This window comes from Mycoplasma testudinis ATCC 43263, assembly GCF_000687795.1.
Classification (GTDB): domain Bacteria; phylum Bacillota_I; class Bacilli_A; order Mycoplasmatales; family Mycoplasmoidaceae; genus Mycoplasmoides; species Mycoplasmoides testudinis.
Window position 1 is genome coordinate 53,554 of the sequence record NZ_JHXT01000002.1, and the last position, 26,236, is coordinate 79,789.

23 protein-coding genes are annotated in these 26,236 nt (G+C 29.1%); 16 read left to right on the forward strand and 7 right to left on the reverse strand.

The window, feature by feature from the left end; translation table 4 throughout:
* Positions 1-4: 4 nt before the first annotated feature.
* From T384_RS0100695 to T384_RS0100715, 5 genes are all read right to left on the reverse strand, one after another.
* On the reverse strand, positions 5-2,683 hold the full coding sequence (locus tag T384_RS0100695; protein WP_027119423.1) for a hypothetical protein: 2,679 nt from the start codon (positions 2,681-2,683) through the stop codon (positions 5-7).
* 43 nt (positions 2,684-2,726) lie between these two features.
* Complete coding sequence (locus tag T384_RS0100700) at positions 2,727-4,730, reverse strand: FtsK/SpoIIIE domain-containing protein (RefSeq protein WP_027119424.1); 2,004 nt, start codon at positions 4,728-4,730, stop codon at positions 2,727-2,729.
* A gap of 33 nt (positions 4,731-4,763) precedes the next feature.
* Positions 4,764-6,455, reverse strand: coding sequence for a ribonuclease J (locus T384_RS0100705; RefSeq protein ID WP_027119425.1), 1,692 nt, complete (start codon positions 6,453-6,455; stop codon positions 4,764-4,766).
* A 128-nt stretch (positions 6,456-6,583) separates the two neighbouring features.
* On the reverse strand, positions 6,584-6,853 hold the full coding sequence (gene rpsO / locus T384_RS0100710) for a 30S ribosomal protein S15 (RefSeq protein WP_027119426.1): 270 nt from the start codon (positions 6,851-6,853) through the stop codon (positions 6,584-6,586).
* A gap of 241 nt (positions 6,854-7,094) precedes the next feature.
* Positions 7,095-8,324, reverse strand: coding sequence for an ATP-binding protein (locus tag T384_RS0100715; protein ID WP_027119427.1), 1,230 nt, complete (start codon positions 8,322-8,324; stop codon positions 7,095-7,097).
* A gap of 1,202 nt (positions 8,325-9,526) precedes the next feature.
* Here T384_RS0100715 and T384_RS0100725 point away from each other — a divergent pair.
* The 12 genes from T384_RS0100725 to T384_RS0100780 all read left to right on the forward strand — a co-directional run bounded on the left by T384_RS0100725 (position 9,527) and on the right by T384_RS0100780 (position 21,243).
* Entirely contained in the window at positions 9,527-9,838 is a 312-nt protein-coding gene (locus tag T384_RS0100725) for a hypothetical protein (RefSeq protein ID WP_027119429.1), read from the forward strand.
* Position 9,839: 1 nt separating this feature from the next.
* Complete coding sequence (locus tag T384_RS0100730) at positions 9,840-10,073, forward strand: hypothetical protein (protein ID WP_027119430.1); 234 nt, start codon at positions 9,840-9,842, stop codon at positions 10,071-10,073.
* A 205-nt stretch (positions 10,074-10,278) separates the two neighbouring features.
* Entirely contained in the window at positions 10,279-11,904 is a 1,626-nt protein-coding gene (locus T384_RS0100735; protein ID WP_027119431.1) for a hypothetical protein, read from the forward strand.
* Positions 11,897-13,180, forward strand: coding sequence for a hypothetical protein (locus T384_RS0100740; protein WP_027119432.1), 1,284 nt, complete (start codon positions 11,897-11,899; stop codon positions 13,178-13,180). Before T384_RS0100735 ends, T384_RS0100740 begins: the two co-directional genes overlap by 8 nt.
* Positions 13,137-13,466 (forward strand): hypothetical protein, encoded by a 330-nt coding sequence (locus T384_RS0100745; RefSeq protein ID WP_027119433.1) that lies wholly within the window; start codon positions 13,137-13,139, stop codon positions 13,464-13,466. The genes T384_RS0100740 and T384_RS0100745 overlap by 44 nt, the downstream gene beginning before the upstream one ends.
* Before the next feature lie 3 nt (positions 13,467-13,469).
* On the forward strand, positions 13,470-15,692 hold the full coding sequence (locus T384_RS0100750) for a hypothetical protein (protein WP_027119434.1): 2,223 nt from the start codon (positions 13,470-13,472) through the stop codon (positions 15,690-15,692).
* Between the two features lie 86 nt (positions 15,693-15,778).
* The gene (locus T384_RS0100755; RefSeq protein WP_027119435.1) at positions 15,779-16,285 is read left to right on the forward strand and encodes a hypothetical protein; all 507 of its coding nucleotides are present in this window, start codon (positions 15,779-15,781) and stop codon (positions 16,283-16,285) included.
* A 10-nt stretch (positions 16,286-16,295) separates the two neighbouring features.
* Entirely contained in the window at positions 16,296-17,219 is a 924-nt protein-coding gene (locus tag T384_RS0100760) for a hypothetical protein (RefSeq protein ID WP_027119436.1), read from the forward strand.
* Positions 17,219-18,652: a hypothetical protein gene (locus tag T384_RS0100765; protein ID WP_027119437.1), complete on the forward strand. Its 1,434-nt coding sequence runs from the start codon at positions 17,219-17,221 to the stop codon at positions 18,650-18,652. The genes T384_RS0100760 and T384_RS0100765 overlap by 1 nt, the downstream gene beginning before the upstream one ends.
* A complete protein-coding gene (locus tag T384_RS0100770; protein WP_027119438.1) occupies positions 18,627-20,309 on the forward strand; it encodes a hypothetical protein in 1,683 nt (560 codons plus the stop codon). The genes T384_RS0100765 and T384_RS0100770 overlap by 26 nt, the downstream gene beginning before the upstream one ends.
* A gap of 12 nt (positions 20,310-20,321) precedes the next feature.
* The gene (locus tag T384_RS0100775; protein ID WP_027119439.1) at positions 20,322-20,738 is read left to right on the forward strand and encodes a hypothetical protein; all 417 of its coding nucleotides are present in this window, start codon (positions 20,322-20,324) and stop codon (positions 20,736-20,738) included.
* Positions 20,725-21,243, forward strand: a complete 519-nt coding sequence (locus T384_RS0100780; protein ID WP_027119440.1) for a hypothetical protein — start codon at positions 20,725-20,727, stop codon at positions 21,241-21,243. Before T384_RS0100775 ends, T384_RS0100780 begins: the two co-directional genes overlap by 14 nt.
* Before the next feature lie 147 nt (positions 21,244-21,390).
* On the opposite strand, the gene T384_RS0100785 is transcribed toward T384_RS0100780, so the two are convergent.
* The gene (locus T384_RS0100785) at positions 21,391-21,861 is read right to left on the reverse strand and encodes a hypothetical protein (RefSeq protein ID WP_027119441.1); all 471 of its coding nucleotides are present in this window, start codon (positions 21,859-21,861) and stop codon (positions 21,391-21,393) included.
* A 343-nt stretch (positions 21,862-22,204) separates the two neighbouring features.
* Here T384_RS0100785 and T384_RS07580 point away from each other — a divergent pair, with 343 nt between their 5' ends.
* The 4 genes from T384_RS07580 to T384_RS0100805 are packed head-to-tail and all read left to right on the forward strand — an operon-like array spanning position 22,205 to position 24,044.
* Positions 22,205-22,330 carry a hypothetical protein gene (locus T384_RS07580; RefSeq protein ID WP_281171246.1) on the forward strand — a complete coding sequence of 42 codons (126 nt, stop codon included), beginning with the start codon at positions 22,205-22,207 and terminating at the stop codon, positions 22,328-22,330.
* Positions 22,323-22,559 carry a hypothetical protein gene (locus T384_RS0100795; RefSeq protein WP_027119442.1) on the forward strand — a complete coding sequence of 79 codons (237 nt, stop codon included), beginning with the start codon at positions 22,323-22,325 and terminating at the stop codon, positions 22,557-22,559. Before T384_RS07580 ends, T384_RS0100795 begins: the two co-directional genes overlap by 8 nt.
* Positions 22,560-22,567: 8 nt before the next feature.
* On the forward strand, positions 22,568-23,650 hold the full coding sequence (locus tag T384_RS0100800) for a site-specific integrase (protein ID WP_027119443.1): 1,083 nt from the start codon (positions 22,568-22,570) through the stop codon (positions 23,648-23,650).
* Positions 23,571-24,044 (forward strand): hypothetical protein, encoded by a 474-nt coding sequence (locus T384_RS0100805; protein WP_027119444.1) that lies wholly within the window; start codon positions 23,571-23,573, stop codon positions 24,042-24,044. The genes T384_RS0100800 and T384_RS0100805 overlap by 80 nt, the downstream gene beginning before the upstream one ends.
* Positions 24,045-24,236: 192 nt before the next feature.
* Here the strand turns inward: T384_RS0100805 and ligA are convergent, their stop codons facing one another.
* Positions 24,237-26,228, reverse strand: a complete 1,992-nt coding sequence (ligA, locus tag T384_RS0100810) for an NAD-dependent DNA ligase LigA (protein ID WP_027119445.1) — start codon at positions 26,226-26,228, stop codon at positions 24,237-24,239.
* Positions 26,229-26,236: the final 8 nt, after the last annotated feature.

Consider the following 26,236-nt stretch of genomic DNA (forward strand, 5'->3'; position numbering starts at 1 on the left):
CTTATTAAAATTTTGGCAAAGTTCAAGTACACACTTTTTTACTTTCGGGCTCTGTAGATTCTAAAAAAATCATCGCAAAACCTTGTTGATTTTGCTCACCTACTAATAATCCCTTAACAAAGTTTTTTTCGTGCTGGCTATTAAGCGGTAAACCACAATAAATAAGAACTTTGGGATTTACCAGAAATTGAATCCCTAGATATAACCTTAAAAAATCAGAATTATCAAACGTTTCGGGAGACGTAAATAAATAAAATTCATTTAGTCCGACATCAATCAATTTTTTACTAACTTCAAATTGATTAAAATACTCTAAACATCTTTGCTGATTGAAAAACCACTTTAGAGAGGTTGCCTTGTTTAAAAACTGCATCAATCACAAATGGCGTTTAAGAATATAAATATTGGTTTCAAACGTCCGAGTAAATTCACTTTCGTTAATCGCTTTTTTGTTCACAACCATATTCGTTTTTAAAGCAACCTGGTTTACAATCTGAATATTTTTCAATAGTTTCATGCTATTTTTTTTAAAAATATTATACAGAAGACGAATCTTACTTATTAAATCTTTAAATTTATTTTTGGCAATATTTTGCTGTAGTCGAATATCCTTTTTATACGATTTAACACGACATTTTAAGTCATTCTTTTGATGAATTAAATTAGTTAATTTTGAGGACAAAAATTCACAGTACATTTTTTTAGATTCGTATTGTTTATATGGATCAAAAGAAATAATATTTTTTGATCAATTATCATCATTTAATTCTTCCAAATTATTATTTTCTGCAAACAACTTAGCAATAAAGTTATCTTTTGAAGAAATTAAGGATGTATTGAAATGTTCACGAATCTTACGGCGTCAACCTAAAGCAATTTTTTTGCGCGTCGTTCGAAGGCTTGGAAAATGAACAATCCCCTTAACAAAAAGTTTCATTTCTTCTAAAGCTACTTGATACCGCTTATTAATAATTTCGTTTACTAAAGTAAAACGACTTGCCATACTAAAATAGGGTTTTGGTAAACCGTTCGCTGTACGTTTTTTAAAATCTAATTCACTATAAGTTAAACTAATTTCTTTTCAATTCAAAATTTTTGTATAAGCAGTTGAAAATACTAAGACGTTGTTCGAACGTAAAAAAAGATTTTGATAGTGTTTAATAAAATATGTTGTTTGACTATGATAAAACTTTTCCAGCAATTGGATTGCTTTAATCATATGAATTGATTTTTCTAATCTTGTTTTTGCAAAAGGTATACAAGCAAATTTAGATTTTGAAATTCTACTTAGATGCTCTTTTTTAAAGTGCTCTTGAAGGTCAATCGAAACGGATATCTGATGTTTAATAACGGCTTCTTCATACAATAACTTACTTACGTTTTTTAAATGTTGGTCATAAATATTTTTTAAAAAAATACTCGCTTTGATTTCTCGATTAAAAATTGATTGTTTCGTCTTATTTCTAAAAACGTTTTCCATATCCTTATAAAAAATAGCCAGTTTTGATGGGTCATCTGTACTTGGAGGATTTGCTATTAAGGCTTCAAGAGAACTATAATGCTGGTCAACTAATTTTTTCGTGTCAGCGATAATCTCGTGACACATTCGCGGAGAACACAATTTAAGCCGATAAATCTTCTTAGCTATTTTTAATTGGTCTTGCCGTTTTCGCAAAGATATTTTTGCATCAATTCGACTCACCTTGTCAGTCATCACAAACTGAACAAAAATATTTCTAAGTTTTCTTGCTTTTAATAAACGGATTCAACTGGCAATAATAACTTTACAATCATGGGTATCTTTTTTCAAACGTTTTTCAAAGTCACTTTGATGAGCACGCAGTTGAAAAGTATTTTTAGCCGCATCATAAGCTGATATCCCATTAACTGAATCGTATTTTGCTGCAGTTATTCTCTCATCAATATTTTTTAATCTTTGCAAATAATTGTTTATTGGCAAAACAACTGGAAAATATAAGTAGTTTTCAATCAATTTTTGTGTCTGCAAAGAAAGCGAAATCAAATCGTTATCAAAAGCACGATTGTTTTCAGAAACCGATAACGATTCACGAATTAGTAATAGTAAATGAGTTAAGTTTACTTGATGGACGTTATAAAATTGGGAATTCAAAGTTTTAAAGGATTGGTTAATAAGTAATAACCTTTTTTCTGCATATGTCCGAACGTTCTTCAATATTTCCAAACTCATATTAAAACGTTCAAATGATTGCAAATTCTTAATTTGATTTAATCGATTTAATAAGAAGTTTTTCTTTATTGGGTTGTTATTAAAATGGCTCAAATGTTTCGCATAAATCTCGTGAGGATTTTGCTTGAAAAATTCAAAATAATTACTATCTATTATTCGTACTCGCTCGTAAGCATTTTTAGATGACAATAGACGTGTTTTACGAGCCGCGACTCACGATTCACCAATTTTAGCAACTCCGGCATAAGGCTTAGTGCTACGTTGCAAAACTGAAGCAATTTCGCGCCACAATCGATCACTTCCATTAGGCGAAAGATAACGGTCATATTCATATAATTTTAAATGCGGAGACAAATGCATAGTCATTGGATCACTATGCAAATCTCCAACGATTGAAAGCAGCAAAAAATCAAACTCAATAATAGGAGATTTTTTTGTATCTTCAGTTAAAAAATCTTTTAAAATTCGTCTCATAATATTTTTGCTTCACAAGTGATTAAATCAAGTATGTAAAATTTTAATTTAACTTTTCTTGGTTGAGTGCTTTAAGTATTTTATTTAACTCGTTATTATCTACATAACAAGACAACCCACGAACTAATTCCTTAGAATTTTTGCTGACCATAACAAAATCACCACGACCATAAAGTTTAGCTAAATAATTTTTGTTCAATAATAATTGGCTTTCTTCAGGTGATTGAGCTTTAAAAGCAAAAATTAAATCAAAATGGTTTTGGGTATCTTCATTAAACAATAAACCATCGATTTCAGTTGCAACAAGAATCAAATGAACACTTAAACGCAAAGCGTATTGATGAACTGTAGATAAAAATTTATAAATATAATCACTATCTGATTCTAACAAATCTTGAAAATCATTAATAACTAAAACAAGCGGCTTTATTGGTTCGCTAATATCGGGTAATTTATTATATTCACTAATTGTATCTACTCCGTATTTACGTAAAAGTTTAACCCGGTATTTCAATTCTACTAAAGCTTCTTCAAATAAATTAAATCCACTATTAACTGTATTAGCAACAGGTGTAACTAAATGAGGAACCTGTCCAAATCTAGATAAGTGTCCTGAACGCGTATCAATGATAGATAACATCAGCTGTGATGGACTATTATTAATAACCAAAGAAAGAACTAACGATGTTAATAACATCCCCTTTCCAGACCCTAAGATTCCGGTTAATAAAACAACTGGATATTTTTGCAAAGGCAAAGTTCAAGATTGATTGTATTGATTTTTGCCAATCGCACAGTGCAAACCAATGGAATTTGCTATTAATTCGTTAATTTCTTTAAAACTTATCTGATTGGTGTTTGGAACCGGAATTTGAACTTCTAAAACGTTGGCCTTAAGGTAAATATCAAATTGTTTAACCTTTAACGCAGCTTGAATTTCATCTTTATATTTAGTAAACTCTTTCACTACTGAAGGATCATCAAGCTCATATCAGATACTAATCATGCTAGGACCACAAGCGAAGTTTTTAGGAAAAACCTTAATTGAGCGAATAACAAAGAAATCAGTCAAATTAAGCATGGCGGTTTTTGCATATTCATAGTTTTTATCGTAATTGTTTATTCCAATATTATTAATTGGACCATCGTAAGTTAAATCGCTATAAATTTTCTGTCGTAAACTGAAAGGGATAATTGTTTGGGTTTGTAATTGTTCTGTTGAATTAAGGTTTTGTTGATGTTGAGTTACCTCTTGTGATGGTATGACAACATCGGTGGCTGATCGAACGATATGCGAAGGTATCTCGTTTGACTTCGATAAGTCTGATGTATCAATTTTGATTGTGTATGGATTGACAAACTCTTCTTCAACAATATTTGCTTTGGTAACGGTTTTCTTATTAAACCCACCAAACCAAACAACAATGCGTTCTTTTAGCCATTGCAACTTTTTTCATTTCAATTTAAAACCAATAATTAAGACAATAATAAGAATTAAAATAATCAATAAAATAAAAAATAAGACAATAGGAACTTGTGCATTAATGGCTACAAGTAAAGTTCATCACAATCCACCATTAACCAAAATATTGTGTGCCCAAACAAAAGAGCCTGTAACAAAAACATCGGCCTTTCAACTATTAAAATAATTTCCTAAAAAAATTCTGATGTTAATTGGGTTAACATTAGCTCAACGTTGGAAATAATTAGCTATTGCAAAAATTAATGCTAAAAAAATCATGACAATAACAAAGCTAATAATCCATCTTTTAGAAATTAATACTCGTCAATAATTTTTTTGAATAATTAAAAAAATCACCCCTGCAGCAATTAACATAACATAGGCGAAATATTTAGCAGTTCCAAAAAATAAAAGATCGAAAAAAACTCCATCAAAGAATTCACCAAAATACGGAACACGTACTAAAAACACAATTGGAAAAACAATTAGTCCAATCCCGGCTAATAACCGTCAGACTAATTGTTTAGTATTTTTATTATCAGCGGTTGTTGTTAACCTTTGAGTAACCAAATTATTTTTTGTCATACAACCAACCCTATTATTGAACAATTATATTAATTATAAATCAATTATCGTGGGCAAAATAATTGGTTTCTTATCAACAGATTTTTCAAATAGTTTGGTAATCCCTTTTTTCATATTAATTTTGAATTCGCGCATCTCACTCATTCCAATTTTGAAATTCTCTGATTTGCTTTTAATTTTTTCTAGATCTGCTATTGAAAGGCGAATGTAATGTTCCATTTTTTCTTCTACTTCAGCCATTTTCTTAGAGTCATCAGAAATTCCTAAAATATTACTTTTAAACTCCTTCAAAAATTTACCGGTTTTTGCATTATAAAATAAAGCAATTGTAATAACTCCATTTTCAGCCATTTGTTCGCGTTCAAATAAGATGCTTGCACCAACATCTTGAATTCCGGCAGAATCAACACATTTTTCTTGTAAAGAAATTTCTTTTGCGCCTTTATTAATGGTGCCGTTTAAAATGCTAATAATTTCCCCATTGTAGAGAATTTTTACCTGCTCTGTACTAATTCCTGTATGTTTAGCAACGGCAGTATACTTTAAAAAGTCTTTATATAACCCGCTGATTGGAATAACGTATTTAGGCTTCAACAAGTTTAGTAAATGTTTGTGATCTTCATCTGAGGCTTGCATTGGGAAAACTTCATTAGTTAATTTAAAGTAATTTACATCATGCCGTGCAACATCATCCAGAATTCTTGCTTCAACAGCTTCATATCCGGCTACCCGAGGGGTAATGAAAACAAATGTATCTTTTTGATTATAATGAATCTTTTCGTCTTCGTTGTTAGCTATCTTACTTAATTTTGCATAAAGTCTATATGGATTAGAAGTAATACAAATAATGGCATTATCAGATTTATCAATCTCACCAATTGGTAAAGTTAATAAATTTCGATTATTAAAAATTTTATTACGAATTGTAGCTACAAAAATATTAATAAACGTGTGTGAATAGATAATAAAAGGACGTTGTTTTTGACGAGCCAATTGCCCTGCTGTCAAGATTGTATAAGCGTTAGAATCATAGCAAGCAATAAATACGCGACCTTTAGCGGAACTTACAATACGCTCCAAAATTGCTTTGGATTTATGGTTTGGGGCAGTAAAACCGGTATTCTTTCCAACTGCTCCAACCGCAACGATCAACAATAAAATATTAGTTCCTATTTTAGCTACAAGATCGTTTAATTGGCTTTCAAAAGCAAAGTTTTTATCATTAATAGTAATGAAGTCATCAATATAAACAACATGACCATCCTTCGTTTTAAAAGCAAAACCATATGATCAAGGCATAGATGAACATACTTTGAATGGTAATACTTCAACATTACCGATTTTGAAATATTCCATAGCATCAAGAACAACAATCTTGATATTTTTCCCTGACATGTTTTGGGTTTTCTTTTCAATAATTGTTTCAATTACTGTTTTTCCGATGATGCTAGTGTAGATTGGAATGCTACCTAAAGCTTGGAAAAGGTATTCAAGAGCACCAATATTATCATAAGTTGGATATCCAATCATGATTCCTCGAATGCGTTTTTTATTTTTTAACAATCAATCAAAATCAGGGATTAATTGTTTAACTCCAAGTAATGACGTTGTTGGTACTAATGTTCCAGAATTAAAAATAAAAAGATCATCGCCAATTTCCAAGACGGAACAGTTTTTACCTCGTTCGTCTTGACCACCTAAAGCGAAAAAGTTGACTTTAGACATTTAATTACTCCTATTAAATTTAGCTACGGTATGCAAAATTTTTGATATTGTGTTTGTTTAAACGCAATCAGAGTAGTTCATATTAATAAACAAAGCACATGCGATTTAGCATGTGCATTGGTAAAAAATTAGCGGCGAATATTTAGACGTTTAATTAAATCACGATATGCTTCAAGATCGCGTTCTTGCAAATAAGCAAGCAATCGCTTTCTTTTTGAAACTTTACTGTACAAACCACGTTTAGAAATAAAATCTTTTTTATTTGAAGCGAGATGTTCGGTAATTTGTTTGATTTCATTAGTTAAAATTGAAACTTGAACAAAAACACTTCCAACATCTTTATCGTTGATTTTGTACTGATTAATTAAATCGGCTTTTTGAGTTTTAGTTAAAGCCATATTGCCTCCACATAATTTATATAAATAAAATTCGTCGTATAAACTACTGCGTTTAAATGCTTTAACATTATACTTAAAAAAGGCGAATTATTTGAAAATAAGTTGCTTTCTGTAAAGATTTTTGAAAATAATATGACTAAAAAATTATTTTAGAATATTCAAATTTGACAGTTTTTATAGATTAATATTTCATGAAATTACTTCTTTTTTAACAAAACTTTTGCTTGACACATCTTAAATCTTAAAGTGAACTCAAAGGAATTGCATAAATATTTTTATCTATGGGATATATGGAGTCAGTAATACATACTAATCCACAATTGCCTATTTGATACTGTTTGGACTGTAAAACATTAAATGCTTTTACATCTTTCAGATCATATTTAATTCCAGCTTTTACTTCAATAAAATGAAGTTTAGCATCTTTTAAGATAATTAAATCTATTTCGTTGAAATTATGATCTCTGTAATAATAAAAATTAGCACTTACCCCATAAGCATTTGTATGGGTTTTAATTATTTCGTTCACAGCAAATGTTTCAATTAAACTACCAAATTGATTCGATTTAAGCAATGTTTTATGATTATCAAATTTATTTAAAAAACAAGCTAGTCCTGTATCTGTAAAATATATTTTTTGTCTTTTTGTTAAACGTTTTATAGCCGAAGAATCTATTCAGGGAGATAAAAGCATAATTAATCCTGAGGCTTCTAAAATTTGAACTCAACTTGAAATGGTTTTTAAATCTACCCCTATCTTCGATGCGATGTTAGCATATACTAATTCATTACCTGTTTGTGCTGCAAGAATTTCAATAAATTTATAAAACAAATTTTCATTTTTAACTTTAGTAATTTCGTGTAAATCCTTACTAATGAAAGTTTCTACATAACTTGTATAAAATTCTTTAGTATTTAATAGGGCATTTTTATGCAGTTCTGGATAAGATCCTTTATAAATAAGTTTAGCTAAACTATCTTGAGATAATGGTAATATTCTTTTAGTGTTTACTATAGGGTTTATCTCAAAGGGAATTTCTTCGCGTTCATTAATTTCGCTAAATGACAAGCCGCTCATTTTTATGATTGCAATTCTTCCCGCAAGAGATTCGCTAACTCCTTTCATCAATGAAAATTGATGCGATCCAGTTAATATAAACATTCCATTTGCATTTTGATTTTTATAACGGTTTTCATTTACTAATGGGGCAATGTATTCGAAAAGTATTGGAGCTTTTTGAATTTCGTCAATAATTAAAGGAAAAGAATTAATTTTTAAAAAAAGTTCTGGGTCCTTAGTTGCTAATTCATAATTTGATCTAATTTCAAGAGAAACATATTTTCACTTTAGAGATTTATTCAATTCTAAACATAATGAAGACTTGCCAACTTGTCTTGGACCAGTAACCAAAACAACAGGGAATGTTTTCGTGCATTCAGTTATTCTCTTAGAAATTGTTCGTTTATACATAGTAATTCCAATCTGACTGAATGGAATAATTATAAATCATATTTGGGAAAATATGGAATTCAATTCCAGATTTTACGGAATTCAATTCCGGATTTTACTGAATAGAATATTTATCGAATATTCAATTAATGTGTTCTAAAAGTATTAGAAAACATTTATTTATTAACAATAAGACTTCTTTTTTTTTATATAGTCCCGAAAACTAAAAAGGCCATAAATCAACTCAAGCGGGACGTGTGAACTCTTTTTTATTTTGGGGGGATTTGTTTTGGGTAGTGTAAAAATACACGGCACACGTTAGGGACCCGAATACGAGGATCACTCTTTTCTGGGAACCACTTCTTCTTATTCTCAAGCTACAATACGGAGCACTTCTGTTTTGCTTGGGGGTAAGGGGGGAGCGGCTCCCAAGCCGAGAATATCTTATTCGAAACTTATAAGAAACTAATTAAACTAGATAACTATTAAATGAAATATCTCCTTATATCAATGTATAAATGTTTCCATCGTTTAGTTCACAGCGTACAGATTAATTATTCAAATATATACCTGTTTCTTACCCATACACCATCATAGTTGATTTTGAAGTTTAGCAACTATGCCTCACAACACAGAGTTTAATTTTCTGTACTTATCTTTTTTCTTTAAAAGGTAGTCTGCTTAATATGTGTTCGCATCTTATGGGTTTATATAATAAACCCCATAAGTATTCGAAACACGATATGATAACGCAGAACGATACCATAATTAATTAAACAAGAATATAGATAACGATAAAGTTACTCTTTATGTTGTGAGGCACTTGTGAGAATATAAGCCACAAGATTCATTAAACGCTTCGGGACTATATTTAGATATATTCCCAAATTCGGTCATTTTGTGCATTGATTTCCAAAACCCAATCGCAAACCCGCTGCCGTAATTCAATCTGTGTATTTATTAAAATTTTTATTCTAGAAAAAAATTATCCCCCTTATTTATTTAATCTATGACCTTAATTCGATTTCAATGAGAAAGACCAACAGATAGTTCTAAAGTGTTAATTTTTAAAAGAACATTTTTTAAATGAATTTATAAGTTGATTTTTAAATTTAACAAAAATCGAGTTTTTGTTTTTCGGCTTAAAGATAAATTCGGAACAGTTTATTGTCTAGCTAAAATTAAAGAAATCAAAAAACATATTATCGAAATGATTTATTGAAATGAATAAAATTCAAAGAAAAAATGCTGCTGATTCAGGAATTTCTCCAAAACTTTTTCGGATATTACGTTTGTTCTATATGCAAGTTTATTACTATTCGAAAATTAGGAAAATAACAATCGGAAATTTTGACAATTCTTTTGATTGAGGAATTGCAGCTGAAATAGAGTTAGAAAACGGTGAAAATCATTTTCACTGATTAGATCATAAAGACGATTGTTTTTCTATTCTTAAATGATGGATTGATGGTGATGCAACAGTTATTACTAAAGTTCGCAAATTTCAAAAAGAACTCAACATGGAAAAAAACTAATATGAATGATAAAGTTAAAAAATTGCTTACTAATTATTCTTTAGGACGTGCTCCTTATATCGGAGCAAACCCAAATGACAATTGAGAATTAATCTACATATCGCTTTATCGTGCTTTTCGAAATGAAAATAAAGAAGGTTCATCCAGAAATTATCATTTGTATATTAGACAAAATTACATAAATTCAAAAATTTCTGATTATTACAAAAGAAAGAGAATATTAGATGATGATTAAAAATATAACGTAAAGTTATTTTCAACCGAACAAGAAGACAACAAGATGAAACTGTTGAAGTACTTTGACAAAGAATTAGCTAATTGCCAAAATAAACAAATTAAAGCTGAAAAAAACTAGCTGAAATAGAAGCAAAAGAAAAATGAATTCAATCAATAATTGTTTCTTTAGAATCTCAAAATAAAAAATAAACATTAATTGATCAATGACAAAAAAAATAAATAAACCACCAAAATTTACTGAAGAAAAACTAGCTGAGATATTGCACTACACAGATTTAGCTGCAAATCCAACTTTTGAAGCTTATAAATCAAAGGCTTTTTTCAAAATTTATTCTGGTGCAAAGGGTGTATCTAAATCTTTTGGAAATGCTGTCGAAACTATTTATCGAATAGTCAATGAAAAAAACTTCTGTTCTGTATGATGTCGAAATCAATATAACCATATTAAAAATACTTTATTGCCTATGTTTGACAAAGTTCTAGATTTTTTAGCTTCGGTTCACGGTCTAGACTTTAATCCATTTTTTGAAAAGTATACGAGTGGATTATATTGAACTTACAACGATGGCGGCCAAGGACGTGCAATCTTTTTCCAAAATTGGGAATCAGTTCAAGCTTTTCAAGGAATTACTTTAAAAAAACAAAATCATATTTTTGGAGAACTTGTAATTGATGAACCTATTGAAGACCCAAGCGATACAAAAACTCATTTATCAAAACTTCTTGAAATCTATGAAATTCAAAAAGATAAATTGCCACTTTTATTAGCTAACACTGTTTTGCGTCTGAAACCACCGGAAGGATTTAAACGTAATGTTAAATTTTTGTACAACATATTTACGACAGACCATTTTTTAATCCAGGAATACCATAACAAAATAATTAATCTAATTGACAAATCTGGTCAAATTAACAAAAAGAATTTGAATGATCTAATTAAAAACAAGTATTTACAAGAGTATGATTCTGAATTTAATAACGGCCAAGGAATTATCGTAACTATGTATTCAAAGATGTTTCTGCCAAATTCAAGTTTAGATGAAATGCAAATTAAAAATTCTGAAATACTAAAGAAAAATAATTTTAGATTGTGAAGTATTACTGTTGCAGGGTTTGCATTTAAAGAGCAAAATGATTATTTTAATTATTACCTACAGAACTTCATTTTTAAACCGAACGGAAAGATAATAGATAGAACGCTTCCTAGAAATACCGATTTTGCAAAAATATATGATTTAGGACAAATTAAATATGTACTAGATGGATTTGATGCTGGAGTCAGTGATAATGCTTCTTGAGTTCGTGTTCTGTTGACAGCAACAGGTTCTATCGTAGTATATGATTTAGTAGAAAATTTGAATTCCAAGAAATTTTCCAAAAAATTTAGACGAACAATAATTAACGAATCGTTACTTAATCACATTCAAGAATCAAATCACAGTTTGAATTTACCTAGTGATTTTGAAACTAACATTTTTACAGATAACGATATTATTGCGGAAAACATAAATCATTTAATGATTGCAAAAAATATTCCAGGAAGATGCTCGCTAGCTATTCGTAAGGATACAAACTCTGATTTTTTCGGAATTATTAATCGGCAAAATTGACAAAAATGAATCTTAGAAAACAATTTACTTTTTTTTAGAAAAGGAACTGAATTATTGCTTCATCATTTAGCGAAACAGGTGATTGTTAAAGGAGAAGAAAAAAGAGATGAAACACTTAATAGAACTATTTACGACTTAATTAATGCTTTTGAAATGGCTTGCAGTAATATTTATAAATTTCAATTTGCAATTAAAAGAAAGGAATTAGCTAATGTCTAATATTCAAGATCAACCAAAAGAGCAAAAACAACCAGATTATAATTTTGCAGCTGCATTTGGAAATGCTGAACAAATTATGAAAGCACAAGAGCAAAATCATTTTGATAATAGAAACAAAGATTTTGCAAAAGATATTGTAAAGCCTAATCTGAAGAAAACTTTTGAAAATTATGCAGCCAGTATTCAGACTTTTTCAATTGCAACTAAACAACCTACTTTTAAAATTGGCGAAATCAATAAACAAAAAGAATTCGAACAGTTTTTATTTGAAAATCAATTTTTAAGAAACTTCCAAAGCTTGGAAACCAATTTATTTAAATTAGGGAAATATGCTTTTGGAATTCGCAAAAACGAAAACGGAACGTTTAAAATTCAATCCGGAATAGTAATTAATTATCAGTATGACTCGAATATGAATTTGTCGAAATTGTTGGTTCAAGTTGATACTGCAACAAACAATAGCATAAATTATGCAATAGTAGAAGATTGAGATTTAACAAGAAAAGACAGCTACGTTCAAAAGTATGCAATTGAGAAAGGAACAAACAATGGTAAAGAATTAAATTCAATAAATTACCGAAATAATTTTTTGGAATTGAATTCTTATAAGCAAATACCGTACATCATTTTTTTCAATCGGTGGAATGATTCAAATGAACTAAATGATATAGATGAGTCTTTTTTTAAAGTCTTAAATTCAAATATGAGATTTTTAGATTTAGATATGAGATTTTCTTCACCGATTTTTTATGCTAATGAAGATGAAAAAGAAGCTTTTAACTTTGCTTTGTTTTCTGATGAAAATCGTGTAGTTTCTCAAACGATGCAATCGCAATTTTTAAGAGGAGCACCAGCAAATCTTTTCCAGGGAAATCCGCAATCGACTTTTTTAGTTCAAAAAATGGATAAACTGTTTGCGTGAATTAAAGATTTTGGATTATTGAAAAAAGACAGCTCATCATTAGGATCTAAAAATTTACAAACGACAGAAGCAATGAGTTTGTCAAGTAACTATGAAGATAACATTGAATCAAAAGCGAATTTGCGTGAGATTGATTTAATTAGATGGGTTTATTTGTGATGCAATTTGAAAAACTACAAAATGAAAATAACTGATATTGATGTAATTGTCGCTGGATCAACAAAGTGATTGCAATCTGAAGCTGTTAAATATCTGGGAACACAAGATGGGAATACCAAAAAACTAGCTAGCGAATCAAAGGAAGAAATTAATGGCACTAACATCAACCAAGAAAAACAAGATGTGAAAGATTAGTGCATTAACAAGTTTGTCTGTAGTTGCTGCTGCAATTATTGCGGTGTTTTATGTAGATTCGTTTTCTGACGACATTAATTGATTTAATACTAAACAAGATGTAGCAATCGCATTTACTGTAGGTCTTGGGTTAGGAATAACATTAATCATTTGATACCCAATAAGAATATTATTAAGATGAAATAAAAAAAGAAAACTTGTAAATAAAAATCTTGATCTAGATATTAAGCTTAAAGAAATTCAGCTTGAACAAACAGAAGCTTTAAATCAACAAAAAAAGGAATAAATGATGAATCAATTAGAAGTAATAAACATAGCGGATATGTATCCAACAAAAGAATCGATGGATAAACTGTATATGTATGAAATTACAAACAGAGATTTGTCTACTTTACAAATTGAAGAATCATCTATTAATTTTTTTGAATTAGGAAACGAAAAAATTATATATGGTCATTTCTCTTCTAATGTTGTTTCAATGAATGTTACTACACCGAGCGACGATCAGATTGTTAGAGCTGCAGAAGTAAACTATAAAACAAGCTTGCAATTTGTTACTAATGATGATTTGGTCGAGTCGAGTAATTTGCATAGATATGTTTTCACAAAAAAACAGTTTACAAAAGATGATATTAAAGAAAATGTTCAACGACAATTCTTTATTTTAGGAAATGATAATGCTGTAATTTTCACACCAGTAAATAATGAAAAAATGTGGACACTGAATTTTATCGAATTTAAAAGCTTGGAGGTTTTTAAAAATTCCAGAAGTGTCTTTATTTCAAAAAACGACAACACTTTTCAAAACTTTCAAAAAGCTATTATTTCTTTTGACAATTCATCTCTAATAAACAGTTTAAATTTATTTGGAATATGAACTAACAATTCAAATGAATTAAAAAAAATTAGGATTCCTATATCAGATACTTCAAATTTTTTTATTAATTTTTTATGTAATCCAATAGAAGTAGAAAATAATAATTTAAGAATATATACACCATGGTTTAATAAAAATTACACATTATTGTTAGGAGAAATTCTGAAAAATATAAATGTCAATAACTCAATTAGAATAACGGATATTCTTAACAAAGAAGCAGAATCGTTAATATTTGATTTGCTGCATGTGACAACTACGCTACTGAGTGGATATTCAAATCTTTCAAATGGCGGACAAATGGATGAAACAATAAAAAAATTTAAAAATGAAGTTTATAACGGAACGGATCCTAAAGATTATTGTGATTTTAAAATAGATAACTATTTAAACACCGAAACAAACGAGGATAAAAAAAGAATATTTAAAAATATTATTTTAGGAAGTAGTCAATATTTATCCAGTAAATATTGTTGAAAAAATGGATTAACTTCAGAACACAAGTTAGGTTTGCCATTTTATATAGATTGAATCCCAAAAGATGGTGATATAAATGGACTAGAAAAAGTAGCACTTTTAAAAAGTTCTTTTTACGATTTGAAAATAAATAATTCTATTCCAGACATTGATTGAAAAGCTAAAGGGTATTTATTTGAAAATATTTTCAACATTGATTTTAATGTTGTAACAATGCCTAAAATACCTAAAATAGTTGAATCGCAAAATATTTCAAACACTCCATTGGATTTTAATGAGAACTCTTATAATTTTAATTATCAAACATATATGTTTTTTAATAGTAAAAAATACATTAATTTACTCTTGGGGAATTATTTAATAGATGACGATAACGAGACAAAAGTATCCTATAATTCTCAATTAAGTTTATCATCCGTGTCACGAGGCAATAAAGGATATTTCTTTACTGCTAGTTGAGAATCAGATATTTATCCAGATAATAATAAAGTTCGAGCTCTTAAAATAAATTTTTGAATACATAAATGAAATGACAAAGGGGACGGTAATAGCATAATTAAAACTTATACGTATTATCATCCTCTTCCAGGAAATTCGGCATTACTAGATGATTACATAAAAGCGGCAGCTCAAGGCGTGACTATAGAAATACCAGATGATTATTTATCTGAGTTAAAAGAAGAAATTAGCAAGCTAATAAATCTAGACTCATTTTTTAGAAAAAATAATCTTTCTATAGGTTCTAATTCGAGATATTCTAATTTCAAAATAAAAAATATTTTTTTTAAATGAGCTTATCGACCAGCATTAAAAAATAACACATCTGGCGTTATGGATATTTATCCAAACTTAGAGGGTGACTATTTAGTTCCAGTTAAAATCACTAAGCAAAATGAATTAAATTTTGTATTTAATTATTACGAATGAAAAAATTTCTTAGAAAAGAACAATTATTTGGAAAAAATAGAATTAAGTTTAATACCTAGCTTGTTAAACGGAAAAATTAAAAAGGTAGAAAAAATGATACTTTCAGGTTTTTTTGTTAAGGATTTAAGTATCAAACTATTTTTTGAAAATTCAGATGAACCTTTAATTTACAAAATAGAAGCTTTTGATAAATCTAATGAATCATATACGCAAACAATAATTAATTTTTAAGCATGAAGCTCGAACTATGCGAGCCTAAATAAAGTTAGATTAAAAATCCCAAACGAATTATCGCGTTTATAAAAAAAGGAAAAAACATGCTTAAAGATTTAGTCAAAAAACTAGCTGATAAATTGGAATTAAAAACAGATGACGTAATGAATAAATTAGGTTTTACTGAAGAAAGCAAAATTGACGACTTTAAAAAGGCTTTTGACATATATTCGATTTTTGAAACAAAAGACGAACATCAAAAATACTTTAACGAAAAAACAGCTAATCAAAATCAAAAGATTGTTGAATTAGAAAATATCAAAAAGTCTTATGAAGAAGAAAAAAACAAGCTATCTGAAGCACTTAAAAATAATTCGGAACGTTTATCAAAAATTGTAAATGGAGAATGAACTTCATTAGGTGGAAAAAAACAGTTAGATCTAAATAATCTTCCGGATGATTTTGATTTTACTGACATTAATAAATCTTTACTTAAATATGCTGATGAAAATCAAATCGGTTTGCCTAAAATGAATTCAATTCCAAAGAATGATAACAAAGAAAACAAAACAACAAGTAATTTAACGGTGTTTGGAAACACTGTAATTTAAAGGAAAAAAAATGGCATTAAATTTTGAAAAAATGGTTTCTATGTTTGCGACTGCCGCAAATGGAACCGACAAGCTTCAATTACCTGATAATCAATTAGGTATATTGATGTCTGATATTGTTGATGGTTCAACACTTAAAACTTTATCATCACGATCTGTAACGAGTTCAGTTGATTCTGGATCTATTACATATTTAAAAATTATCAGAACTGATAAAAAAGAAAAAACAAAAATTGGAATTTCTGATATTCCAGCATCAAGTTACAACCCAATCACTTTGACTTGAGATAAAGCATATTACAATTCTGTAGGATTTACAGCTTCAGATTTAGCAAAAGGGATTCCAAATGCAACTGCTCAATATATGATGCTGTTTGCAGACGATTACGCTAAAGACCTCGAAGTCGATGGATGAAAGAAAATTGAAGAAAACATTTTAACAAACAAAGTGACCCAAGCACCTTATTTGACATTACCAGATAAAAATAAAGTAAATTATATTGTTTCCAAATTGACAAACAAACTTCTTTATCTAGTCGATAAAAAAGAAGGAATTAGATATGTTAATCGAAATTCAATAGTTGTTCACATGAAGCCAGAACTGTTGGATGAATTATCTACTCAAAATATTATTGGAAACCGTGCAGATGTTTCTTTTGCTGGTGGTAGATATTCCATCGGAACTTTCATGGGCTACACAGTAGTAAGCAATCAATTCTTGGATAAATATGACATTGTAGTAGCAACAAATTATTCTATTGGAACTGCTAATCGATTACTAGCTACAAATGTTGGTCCTGTCGGAAATACTAACGATATTCAAGTATATTATGAACATCAGTCACTAATGGGAATTATTTATCCAACAACAATTTTTGGATACTCAATTTCTACTGCAGCAAATAATGCAGATGCTCCTAAATCTAGTCAATAATGATTGTTTTTTCCGCAAGTAAAAAACCTGTACGAAATTTCAACATTATTGATCAAGTTGGCAATGGATTAGTTTACAAAGTTGATTTATTGAAAAAGAAAGAGCAAGCTAAGATTCAAGCAAGTTTGCCTTGATGGGCTAGATTGTTTATATCTATAGGTTCACAATTCGTTTCTTCAGCTATTGTTGGACTTCTAGCGTTTTTTACTGGAGGAATTGCTGCACCACTTGCGTTCTTAATTGAATTTGGAATAAACGCTGGAATCGATTTAGCCATTGACATTGCAACCGGACAAACTGATGGCTTAACAATTGCTTTTGATGTCTTGTTAAATTTCATACCAACTTTTACTAAATATAAAGGCGGAATATTTTCTGGTCTAAATTCGAAAGTTGCAAGAATTGGTAACAGTATTGATGACTTGCACGATTCAACTATTTTTAAGCAATTAAGTGAGCAATTAGATACTTTTGGAAAAAATGGCGTAAACAAAATAAGCCGGAACTATTACCAAACTGATGCTTTAATAGATTCATTAAAATTCGAAGGTTTAGGAAGCAAAGTTCTTTCCTCTTCTCGAAAAGCTACGTATTCAAAAATTTCAAATGGAATCAGAGTTTACAACAAAACTTTAGGACTTGTTTCCAAAGTTTCAGCAATTGTTACTTCACCAAATTACGCAATTAAAAAAGCAACTCAATTCATATTTAAAAAGCCGATTGCTTTTATTAACAAAAAGATTAATGGTCAAATTGATAAGATTGTTGATTTCTTTAAGTCCGGAACAAAACTGACTCGTAAAACTGCAGAAAAATTAAAAAATCGATTTTATTTTAATTCCCGTTGAATTGACTATATTCAATTCATGCCAAGCAGTTATGGAGTTGGTTTTGTAAATGCTGTAGTTAGATTTAAACCCGAAGCTACAAACAATAAAAAGCCTGTTGTTTTATTTAACAAAAACATAAATGACATTGCTCAATTCATTTCTTCACCAAGACCTGGACATCACTATCTTGAGAATTTTTGTTGAGGCTGAAAAATAAGTAGAATTCTAGATTTTAATAAACAACTTGCCACGTTATCTTTCATTCCTTTATTTTCAAATCTAATTACGCCTACAATAACAACGTTTAATACAATTCGCAGAATCCAAAAGCAAATTGAAGAAAAACAAAAAATAGGTTGATTAGATCAAAATATGATAAGAGAAGCTTTGACTGGAGCAGGACAAGCTGTATTAAACGGAATCAGTTTTAAAGGTTTGGGCTGAATTAAAGCTGGAGCAAAAACAATACTGAATAAAGACCCAAGATATTTAGCAAATTATGGTGCAAGAAAAATTACATCATACGCTAAGAAAAAAATAAAAACTGCAAACATTGCAAAGTTAAGGAGAAAATCAAATGGATTCAATAACGGACTTTCTTAAGTCCTATGGAATAAGCAAAGAAGACTATGAAAACAATTTTGGAGGTTTAATAGGAAAGTTTAGTATTCCTAATGCAATCGTACGTTATAACCCGGATTTAGAGAATCAACCTGACAAAGTATTTTATTTAATTGCGAATACTATTTTTGGAGTAATTAATTCAATTGTCAAAAATCGTTTGGTCTTGTATAAGCAAGACAATTATGAGAATTTCAAAATTGTTGTTGGACAAACTCGAGCAGATAACCTAAAAATGGCTGTATATGAAGAATTAAAGCAACGTACGCTCAGTAATTACTTCCCGGAATTAAGTAATCAGTCCACACTAATTTCAAACGCTGTAACACTTAATACAAATCAACCTACAATTGACACAACTGTTCAGCTTGTTAATTCAACAGCTTTGAATTTAGTAATAGATTCGAAATGGGAAGATTTACCGTTAAAACGAGAGAATTTTTATGACAATGCATTAAAGTATTTTGCAACATCTAACTTTGCTAACGTTTCGTTTGGGAAAGAAAATGCTAATAAGTATTTGAAAGTCCAGGACGATGGAATATTAATGCCATCCGAAATAGTTGATCCTGCACTTGTCAACTACGTAACAAACGATAAATTTTCGCAAGCTCAAAGTGAAATTGCAATCAAAGCTAATAAAGCACAGCTGGAAGACTATGTTAGTAGATCTTTACTTGATCAAATTATCAGTGCTAAAGCTGATAAAAATGTAATTGCTGATTTATTAAAAGAAAAATCTACGGTATGAGATGCAAACACAATTTATTTTAAAAACCAAGTTGTATGGAAAATTATTGAAACAAATGGAGATGCATCTAAAAACCAGGATAAAGAGCTTCTTTCTTATATTTCTAAAGTTGATAATAATTTGAACCATGAGCCGGTAAATAAAACTGACAATGAGTTTTGAGACTATATATCGACAATGCCTTACACGATGGATGAAATCAAAGCAGCAATCAAACCGGCATTTGATTCTGATGTAGATGTAAAACTAGCAAATAAATCTGATAAAAACAAAACTATTCTATTTTGAAAAAATGAGATTCGTTTTTTCTCAACACAAACTGAATTCGTATCGTTAGTAACCGAAAACAATTTGAATCTTGTTCAAAATACAGATTATCAAATTTATGATTCCGGAAATTATTTAATTACAGGAAATGATGGAAGTAAAGGTGGGAATAATTTAATCAATAAAAATAATTTACCTACAGAATTATTTATCGGAAAAATGCCTTATTATTACGGAATGATTGCTGGCGGATCTACACAGCCTATTAAAAGCATAGATATAAATCATGGTAAAAAGGCAGACCTATCTAATGAATTAATAGGCAACCAGATTACAACGAGTACTTGTTGGCTAACATATTGAGCTGGAAATAATGTAATTCCTCAACAAGCGAATTTGAAAAATAACGCAACAACAGACTCGTCTATATCGCCAAATGGAACTTTAACATTATATCGTTGATGATCCAGTGACGATTGCAATAAAGTTATTAATTCTCCACGTGGATTTATGACGACATCTGTTTATATGTATTTAAATCCGTCAACTCAAACCGAATTCAAACCAAAATACCAAACTGTTTTTGCTGTCAAATTTTTAAGAAACATAACCCCAACATAGGAGAAACACAATATGACCGGATTTGCTGTATGACTGATTAATTTATTTAATGTTGACCCTAGCAAATGAGCAACAACTGATTGAGCATTATTTTCTGTTCTTGCAATCTTAACACTTGTATTCATTATTGGGCTGTTCTCAACAATCTTTGGATTGTTTAGAAGCTTAATTAAAAAAAATCAAAAAGTTAAGATTAGTAAACAGCAAGAAGACCTGCTGAAATACGGTAAAGGAATTTGTACTTTCACCGTAACTAACAAGAAAGAACAAAAGACTGGAATAGTATTAAATGATGCTCACAAAGTTTGATACTTTAATCCTAAAACAAAACACTATGTAGCAGTAGCTATTGATGATCATGAAAGATTTGATAATTCACCGGACTGAGAAAGAGTCCAAATTAAGGAGGCTACAAATGCAAAACTTTAAAAAGTACGGCTTAAATTTTATTGGAACTTTAATCAATTTGATTACAAATTTAATCTTGCCTTTTTTTCAAATAGCCACAATGATTGTTGCAGTCTTTTCACCAAAAGCTACAAAAGTAATGGAAAAAGCATCTTGCTTTATTAAACTTGCCGGAAAGAAATTTCAAAAGCTTGAATTATCGATTCTAAACATTCCTGATCCCGAACCAGTTGCAAAAACTTATTCAGAAAAAGATGTGAATAAAATTGTTGAACAAAAAATTAAAGAAGCTTTAGGGCAAGTTAAATCTGCTATAAACACTGTTGCAGTAAAACCAAAAGAAGCTAAGCCTGAAAAAGTATCCGAAACAAAATCTGTAGCTTTAGTTAAATTAGAAAATACTGCAAAGGTGACAAAAGTTGATTTAAACGGTCTGACTGTTGAACCTAATGAAGAAGATTCTAAAGTAACTGTTAAAGAAATTGAAAAGCCAAAAGAAACTGAAGAAACAAAACCAAGTTTATAAAAGAAAATCAGCCAATAAAAGGGCTGATTTTTTTGTTTGAATTTCTCCGGACAAAAGATTTAAGACTTTAAGAATCCCGGACTGATTTTAGACAATAAAAAAACCAACATTGGGAGTTGTTGGCTGGTGTCCTATAGGATGGGAATATTATATATTATTTTGTTGCGAATTGTTATTTATTTGTTTAATAATTAAAGATGCCTTTTTTAAGATTTCATTAATCCTATTATCTAACTCATCAGATTTTTTTACGTATATTGGCATGTCTATATTATTTCATTTTTTTTCTAAAGGATAAATTATACACGTGTATATTAACCCAGGAATCGCTCCTAGCAACATCAAAGCAAAAAGAACAATTAAAGAAAATGGATTTTTAGGAACAATTAAATTATTGTACTGTTTAAACAGATTATCTAATTCTTTTTCTAACATTTTAAGATTTTCGTTTTTATTAATATTTTCGTTTTTGTAAAAAACAATACTTTTATTACACGGATATTCGCTAGAATCGCATATTAATTCTTCAATAAATTCTCAACCAAATGTTTTATAAATATTTTTCACAGATTCTAAAGTAATATTTTCATCGTTAAAACTAATTATCTTACTTTCCAAAACTATATCTCCAAAAATTTCTATATTATGATAATATTATAACATTAGGAAAAATGATAAGAGCATTTTTTCGTTACTTAATATCTTTATTAGTAGGAAAAAATTATAAGTCTTTTTTCATAAACGGAAAATGACTTTTTATTTTTCTCTAACACTGTAAAGCACAAAAAAACCACCATGATAAGAGCATGGCGGTTAGATAGGGGACAAAAGTCCGCAAATCTAGCCATAATTATAGCATTTTAAGCCTATATAAGCCATTCTTTTATCTTGGTAGTATCAAGAACTATAGAATGGCTTTTTTGTCGTTCTATAGTCACTAAAACAAAAATAAGGAACATTTATGACTAAGAAACAATTCGCTTTGCAACGGAATGATAAAAAATATTTGAATGATTTTATAATCAAATTTTTAAAAGACATTAACAAAACAAGCAAAAAAAAGATAATGGAAGATAAAAATGACTAACTATAAATACCTCCCACAATTTTGAAAATTGTTCAAAAGTTCAAAAGCATTATCAGATATTGACAAGCTAGAAATTATGCTTGTACTTAAAAAATTAGCTCGTAAAGCTATTGATAACAAAGAAATAAAAATTGAAAACAAATATTTTGAATTTGTTTCAAAAATTGCAAATGGTAAACAACAAATTAATAAAGAAACAAAGCAAGCTTATTTTCAGTTTGCGGACTAGGAATTAAAATGGAATTAAAAGATATAGACTTAAAAACTGAAATTGATTATTACACAAAGTACTTGAATGAAAATGCAAGAAATTCAGCAATCTATCATTTATCAAAACTTCTTGACAAATTCAAAAATCTGCAAGAATTAAAAAACGTTGATGAAATAAGAGCTATAGCAATAAACAAAAATAAATGAAACAACAATACTAAAAATTTATTTTTGCAAATTGTCAAATCATTTTTAAATCACATTTCTAGAAAATTTTCAAATGTATTGGGATCGTATTTCAATACAAAAGTTCCACAATTCAAAAAATTTAACAAGATTAAAAGCTTTCGTTTGGCTTACAGTGAATCAGATTTACAGAAAATTGACATTTGTCTAAATGAGTTTGGAAATGATAAATTTAAATTTCTTTTTAATGTGCAAAAGGAAAATGGATTAAGAATAGCTGAATTTTGTGAACTTAATTGAAACGATTTCAATGAGAAAAACAATTATTCAATTACTATTGTTTCTAAAAAAGGCGGTAATGAAAGACCTGTTGCAATCCCAATTAATTTAATTAATGATTTAAAAAAATATCGAGATTTAAAAATAACTCGTAAAACTTTTTTAAATTTGTTTGGTCTTTTTCAAAAATTTGCAGCTGAAAAATATCCAGAGGAATTCGATCCATCATATAATCCAACGAGTGCTAAAAAAATACATTTTCATGGACTAAGAAGAACATTAATAACTAACATGTATTATGAGTGAGGTTATAACGTTGAAGAAATTTCAAGAATTATTGGTCATTCTAGTGTTTTGATGGTTACTAAAACTTACATCACTACAGATCCTAGAGTTTCAATTCAACTGTTGACAGATTATCAAAAAAACAATCTTGAAACAGTTGTTAAAAGAAATGATGCGGAGTATGTTAAATTACTGCAAAAGAAAATAAGAATATTAGAGTACGTGAACACAAAATTAATTAAACAAGCAAAAGAAATTAATCAAGGAGGTATTTATATTAATGAACTTGAAAGAATCTCTAATCATTCAAATTTCGCGAGAATTGAAACTGACAAATCTAATATGAAAAAGTTGTCCTAAAAATTACAAAGAATGGACTGATATTCTTAAAATAAATGATGTATATAAAACTGTTTCAAATTTTCTTTATTCGAAAAAATACCAGCATTTATTTAAAGATGTATGCGATGTTATTGCATATCAAAACTTTCAAAATTTTAAAAGCGAATTCAGAGCTAAAAAGTATCTTGAGAAAATAGGCTACACCGTAACTAAATCTACAGTATTACTAGATTCGATGTTTTATGTTGATTTATTAGCCGAAAAAGAAGCTACAAGATTAGCAATTCAAGTAAAGAAAGCTAAACATAATGATTTAAACTTAAATAAGTTGATTTCTTGAAGCTACAAGAATAAGTACAAACCGGTTCTTTTGATAGTTTATCCTAACAAAATTATTTGAAAAAATCTATAAAATGAATAAATAAATTGAAATTATACTATTACTATGTAATAGTATTTTTTATTTATATGAGCCTTTTAATTCTATTTTGCAATTATGAATTACAATAAAGGCATAAACAAATTTGAGTTTTTTCTTTGGCTCAATTAGTTATTTCGGGACTATATTTTTATAAATTTTCAAAAATGTTAAGTTAAAAAACCATTAATTTCAAATTTCTTCTAATAACACTTTTATACCTAAAGATTTTGCTTTTTCGACTTTACTAGAAGTAGCATTAACTCCAGCCAAAACAAAATCAGTTTTAGCTGATAACGACCCCATTACTTTAGCATCAAATTTAATTTCTAAATTTTTTTTAATTTCATTTCGACTAATTGAAAATGAACCCGTAATCAAAAAAGATTTTTGATAATATGGAGAATCAGAAATGATTTTTGTGGTATCAATTTTTTCAATAACTGATACATTAGAATTAACTAATTTTTCAAGAATATTCCGGTTGGTTTCTAAAGCAAATCAATCCACAATAGATTGCGCAACAACTGGACCTACGTCATTAATGTTTTGCAAAATCTCTAAATCTGCTTCCTGCAAAGTTTTTAAGTTAATAAATTTCTTTGCCAAAACTTTTGCAGTTGTTGCTCCCACGTGACGGATTCCTAAGGCAAAAATCAGATTTGATAATTGGTTGTTTTTTGAATTTTCGATGGAAGATAAAATATTATTAAGGCTTTTTTGCTTGATTTTAAAATCGCCAGCCAAAATTTCTTGCTGCTTATTTTTTAATTCGTATAAATCAGTAATACTTAATAATAATCTTGCATCATAAAGCTTCTCGATGATTTTTTCAGAAACACCTTCAACATTCATAGCAGCTCGTGAGCAATAATGAATAATGCTTTGTACAACCCGTGATGGACAATTAGTATTTATACAGTACTGATCAACTTCACCATCGCTTTGTTCTAAAACTTGATGGCACTCAGGACAATGGGTGGCCTTTGGGAAAATTCTTATTTTTTTGGAATCCCGTTTAGACAATTCTACACACAAAACTTTTGGAATAATATCTCCAGCTTTATAAATTTGGACATAATCATTAATTTGAATATCTTTTTCTTTAATGTAATCAAAATTATGCAAAGTTGCAGAACTAACAAAAGAACCATCGACATTAACCCGATCTAATTTAGCAACGTAATTAACTCTTCCTGTTCTACCTACGGTTGTTAAAATATCAGTTAACCTTGTAAGTACTTTTGTGGCCGGAAATTTGTAAGCAATTGCTCACCTAGGGAATTTTGAAGTTGCCCCTAATTCATCATATCAACTTAAATCATTCAACTTTAAAACTACTCCGTCAATTGCATACGATAAGTGTTCTCGTTTCTCCCTAAATAAAGAAACTTCTTTTAAAGCTTCGTGAATAGATTTAACTAATTTAATTTCGTTAGCCGTATTAAATCCCCATTTTTTCATTTGCTGTAAAACTTCGTTATGCGTTTTAAACCCTTTATCAATGGCATCTGGAAGATAATATATAAAAGCACTTAGTTTTCGTTTAGCAGCAATTTTAGAATCTAAATTTCTTAAAGATCCAGCGGCTGCATTGCGGGGATTAGCAAAACGCTTTTCCTCAGGTAAGTTATTATTTAACTCTAAAAAATCCGGTTTACTAATAAAGACTTCTCCGCGAACTGTCAAAGTATCAAATTCACAATCAATTTTCAAAGGAATTGTTTTAATGGTTCTTACATTTTGAGTAACGTCTTCTCCAACGACGCCATCACCACGTGTCAATGCTTGAACCAATATTCCTTTTTCATATTTTAAAGAAATACTTAAACCATCTATTTTTGGTTCTACAACATATGAATTTTCCTTTTTTAAAATTACATCACAAATCTGTTTATCAAAATGTAATAAATCATTTTCATCAAAAGCGTTGCCCAATGAAAGCATTGGAAAATCATGAGCGACTTTAGTAAATTTATCAAGAATTACTCCACCAACACGCGTTGATGGAGAGTTAGGGTCTTTATATTGGGGATATTGGGTTTCTAAAGCTATTAATTCCCTTAATGTTTGATCGTAAATTGCATCAGAAACACTAGGATTATCTAAACCATAATACTCGTATTCTCATTGTTCCAATTTAGCAATCAATTCTTGCATCTTCTTTTTAACATCCATAAAAAAAA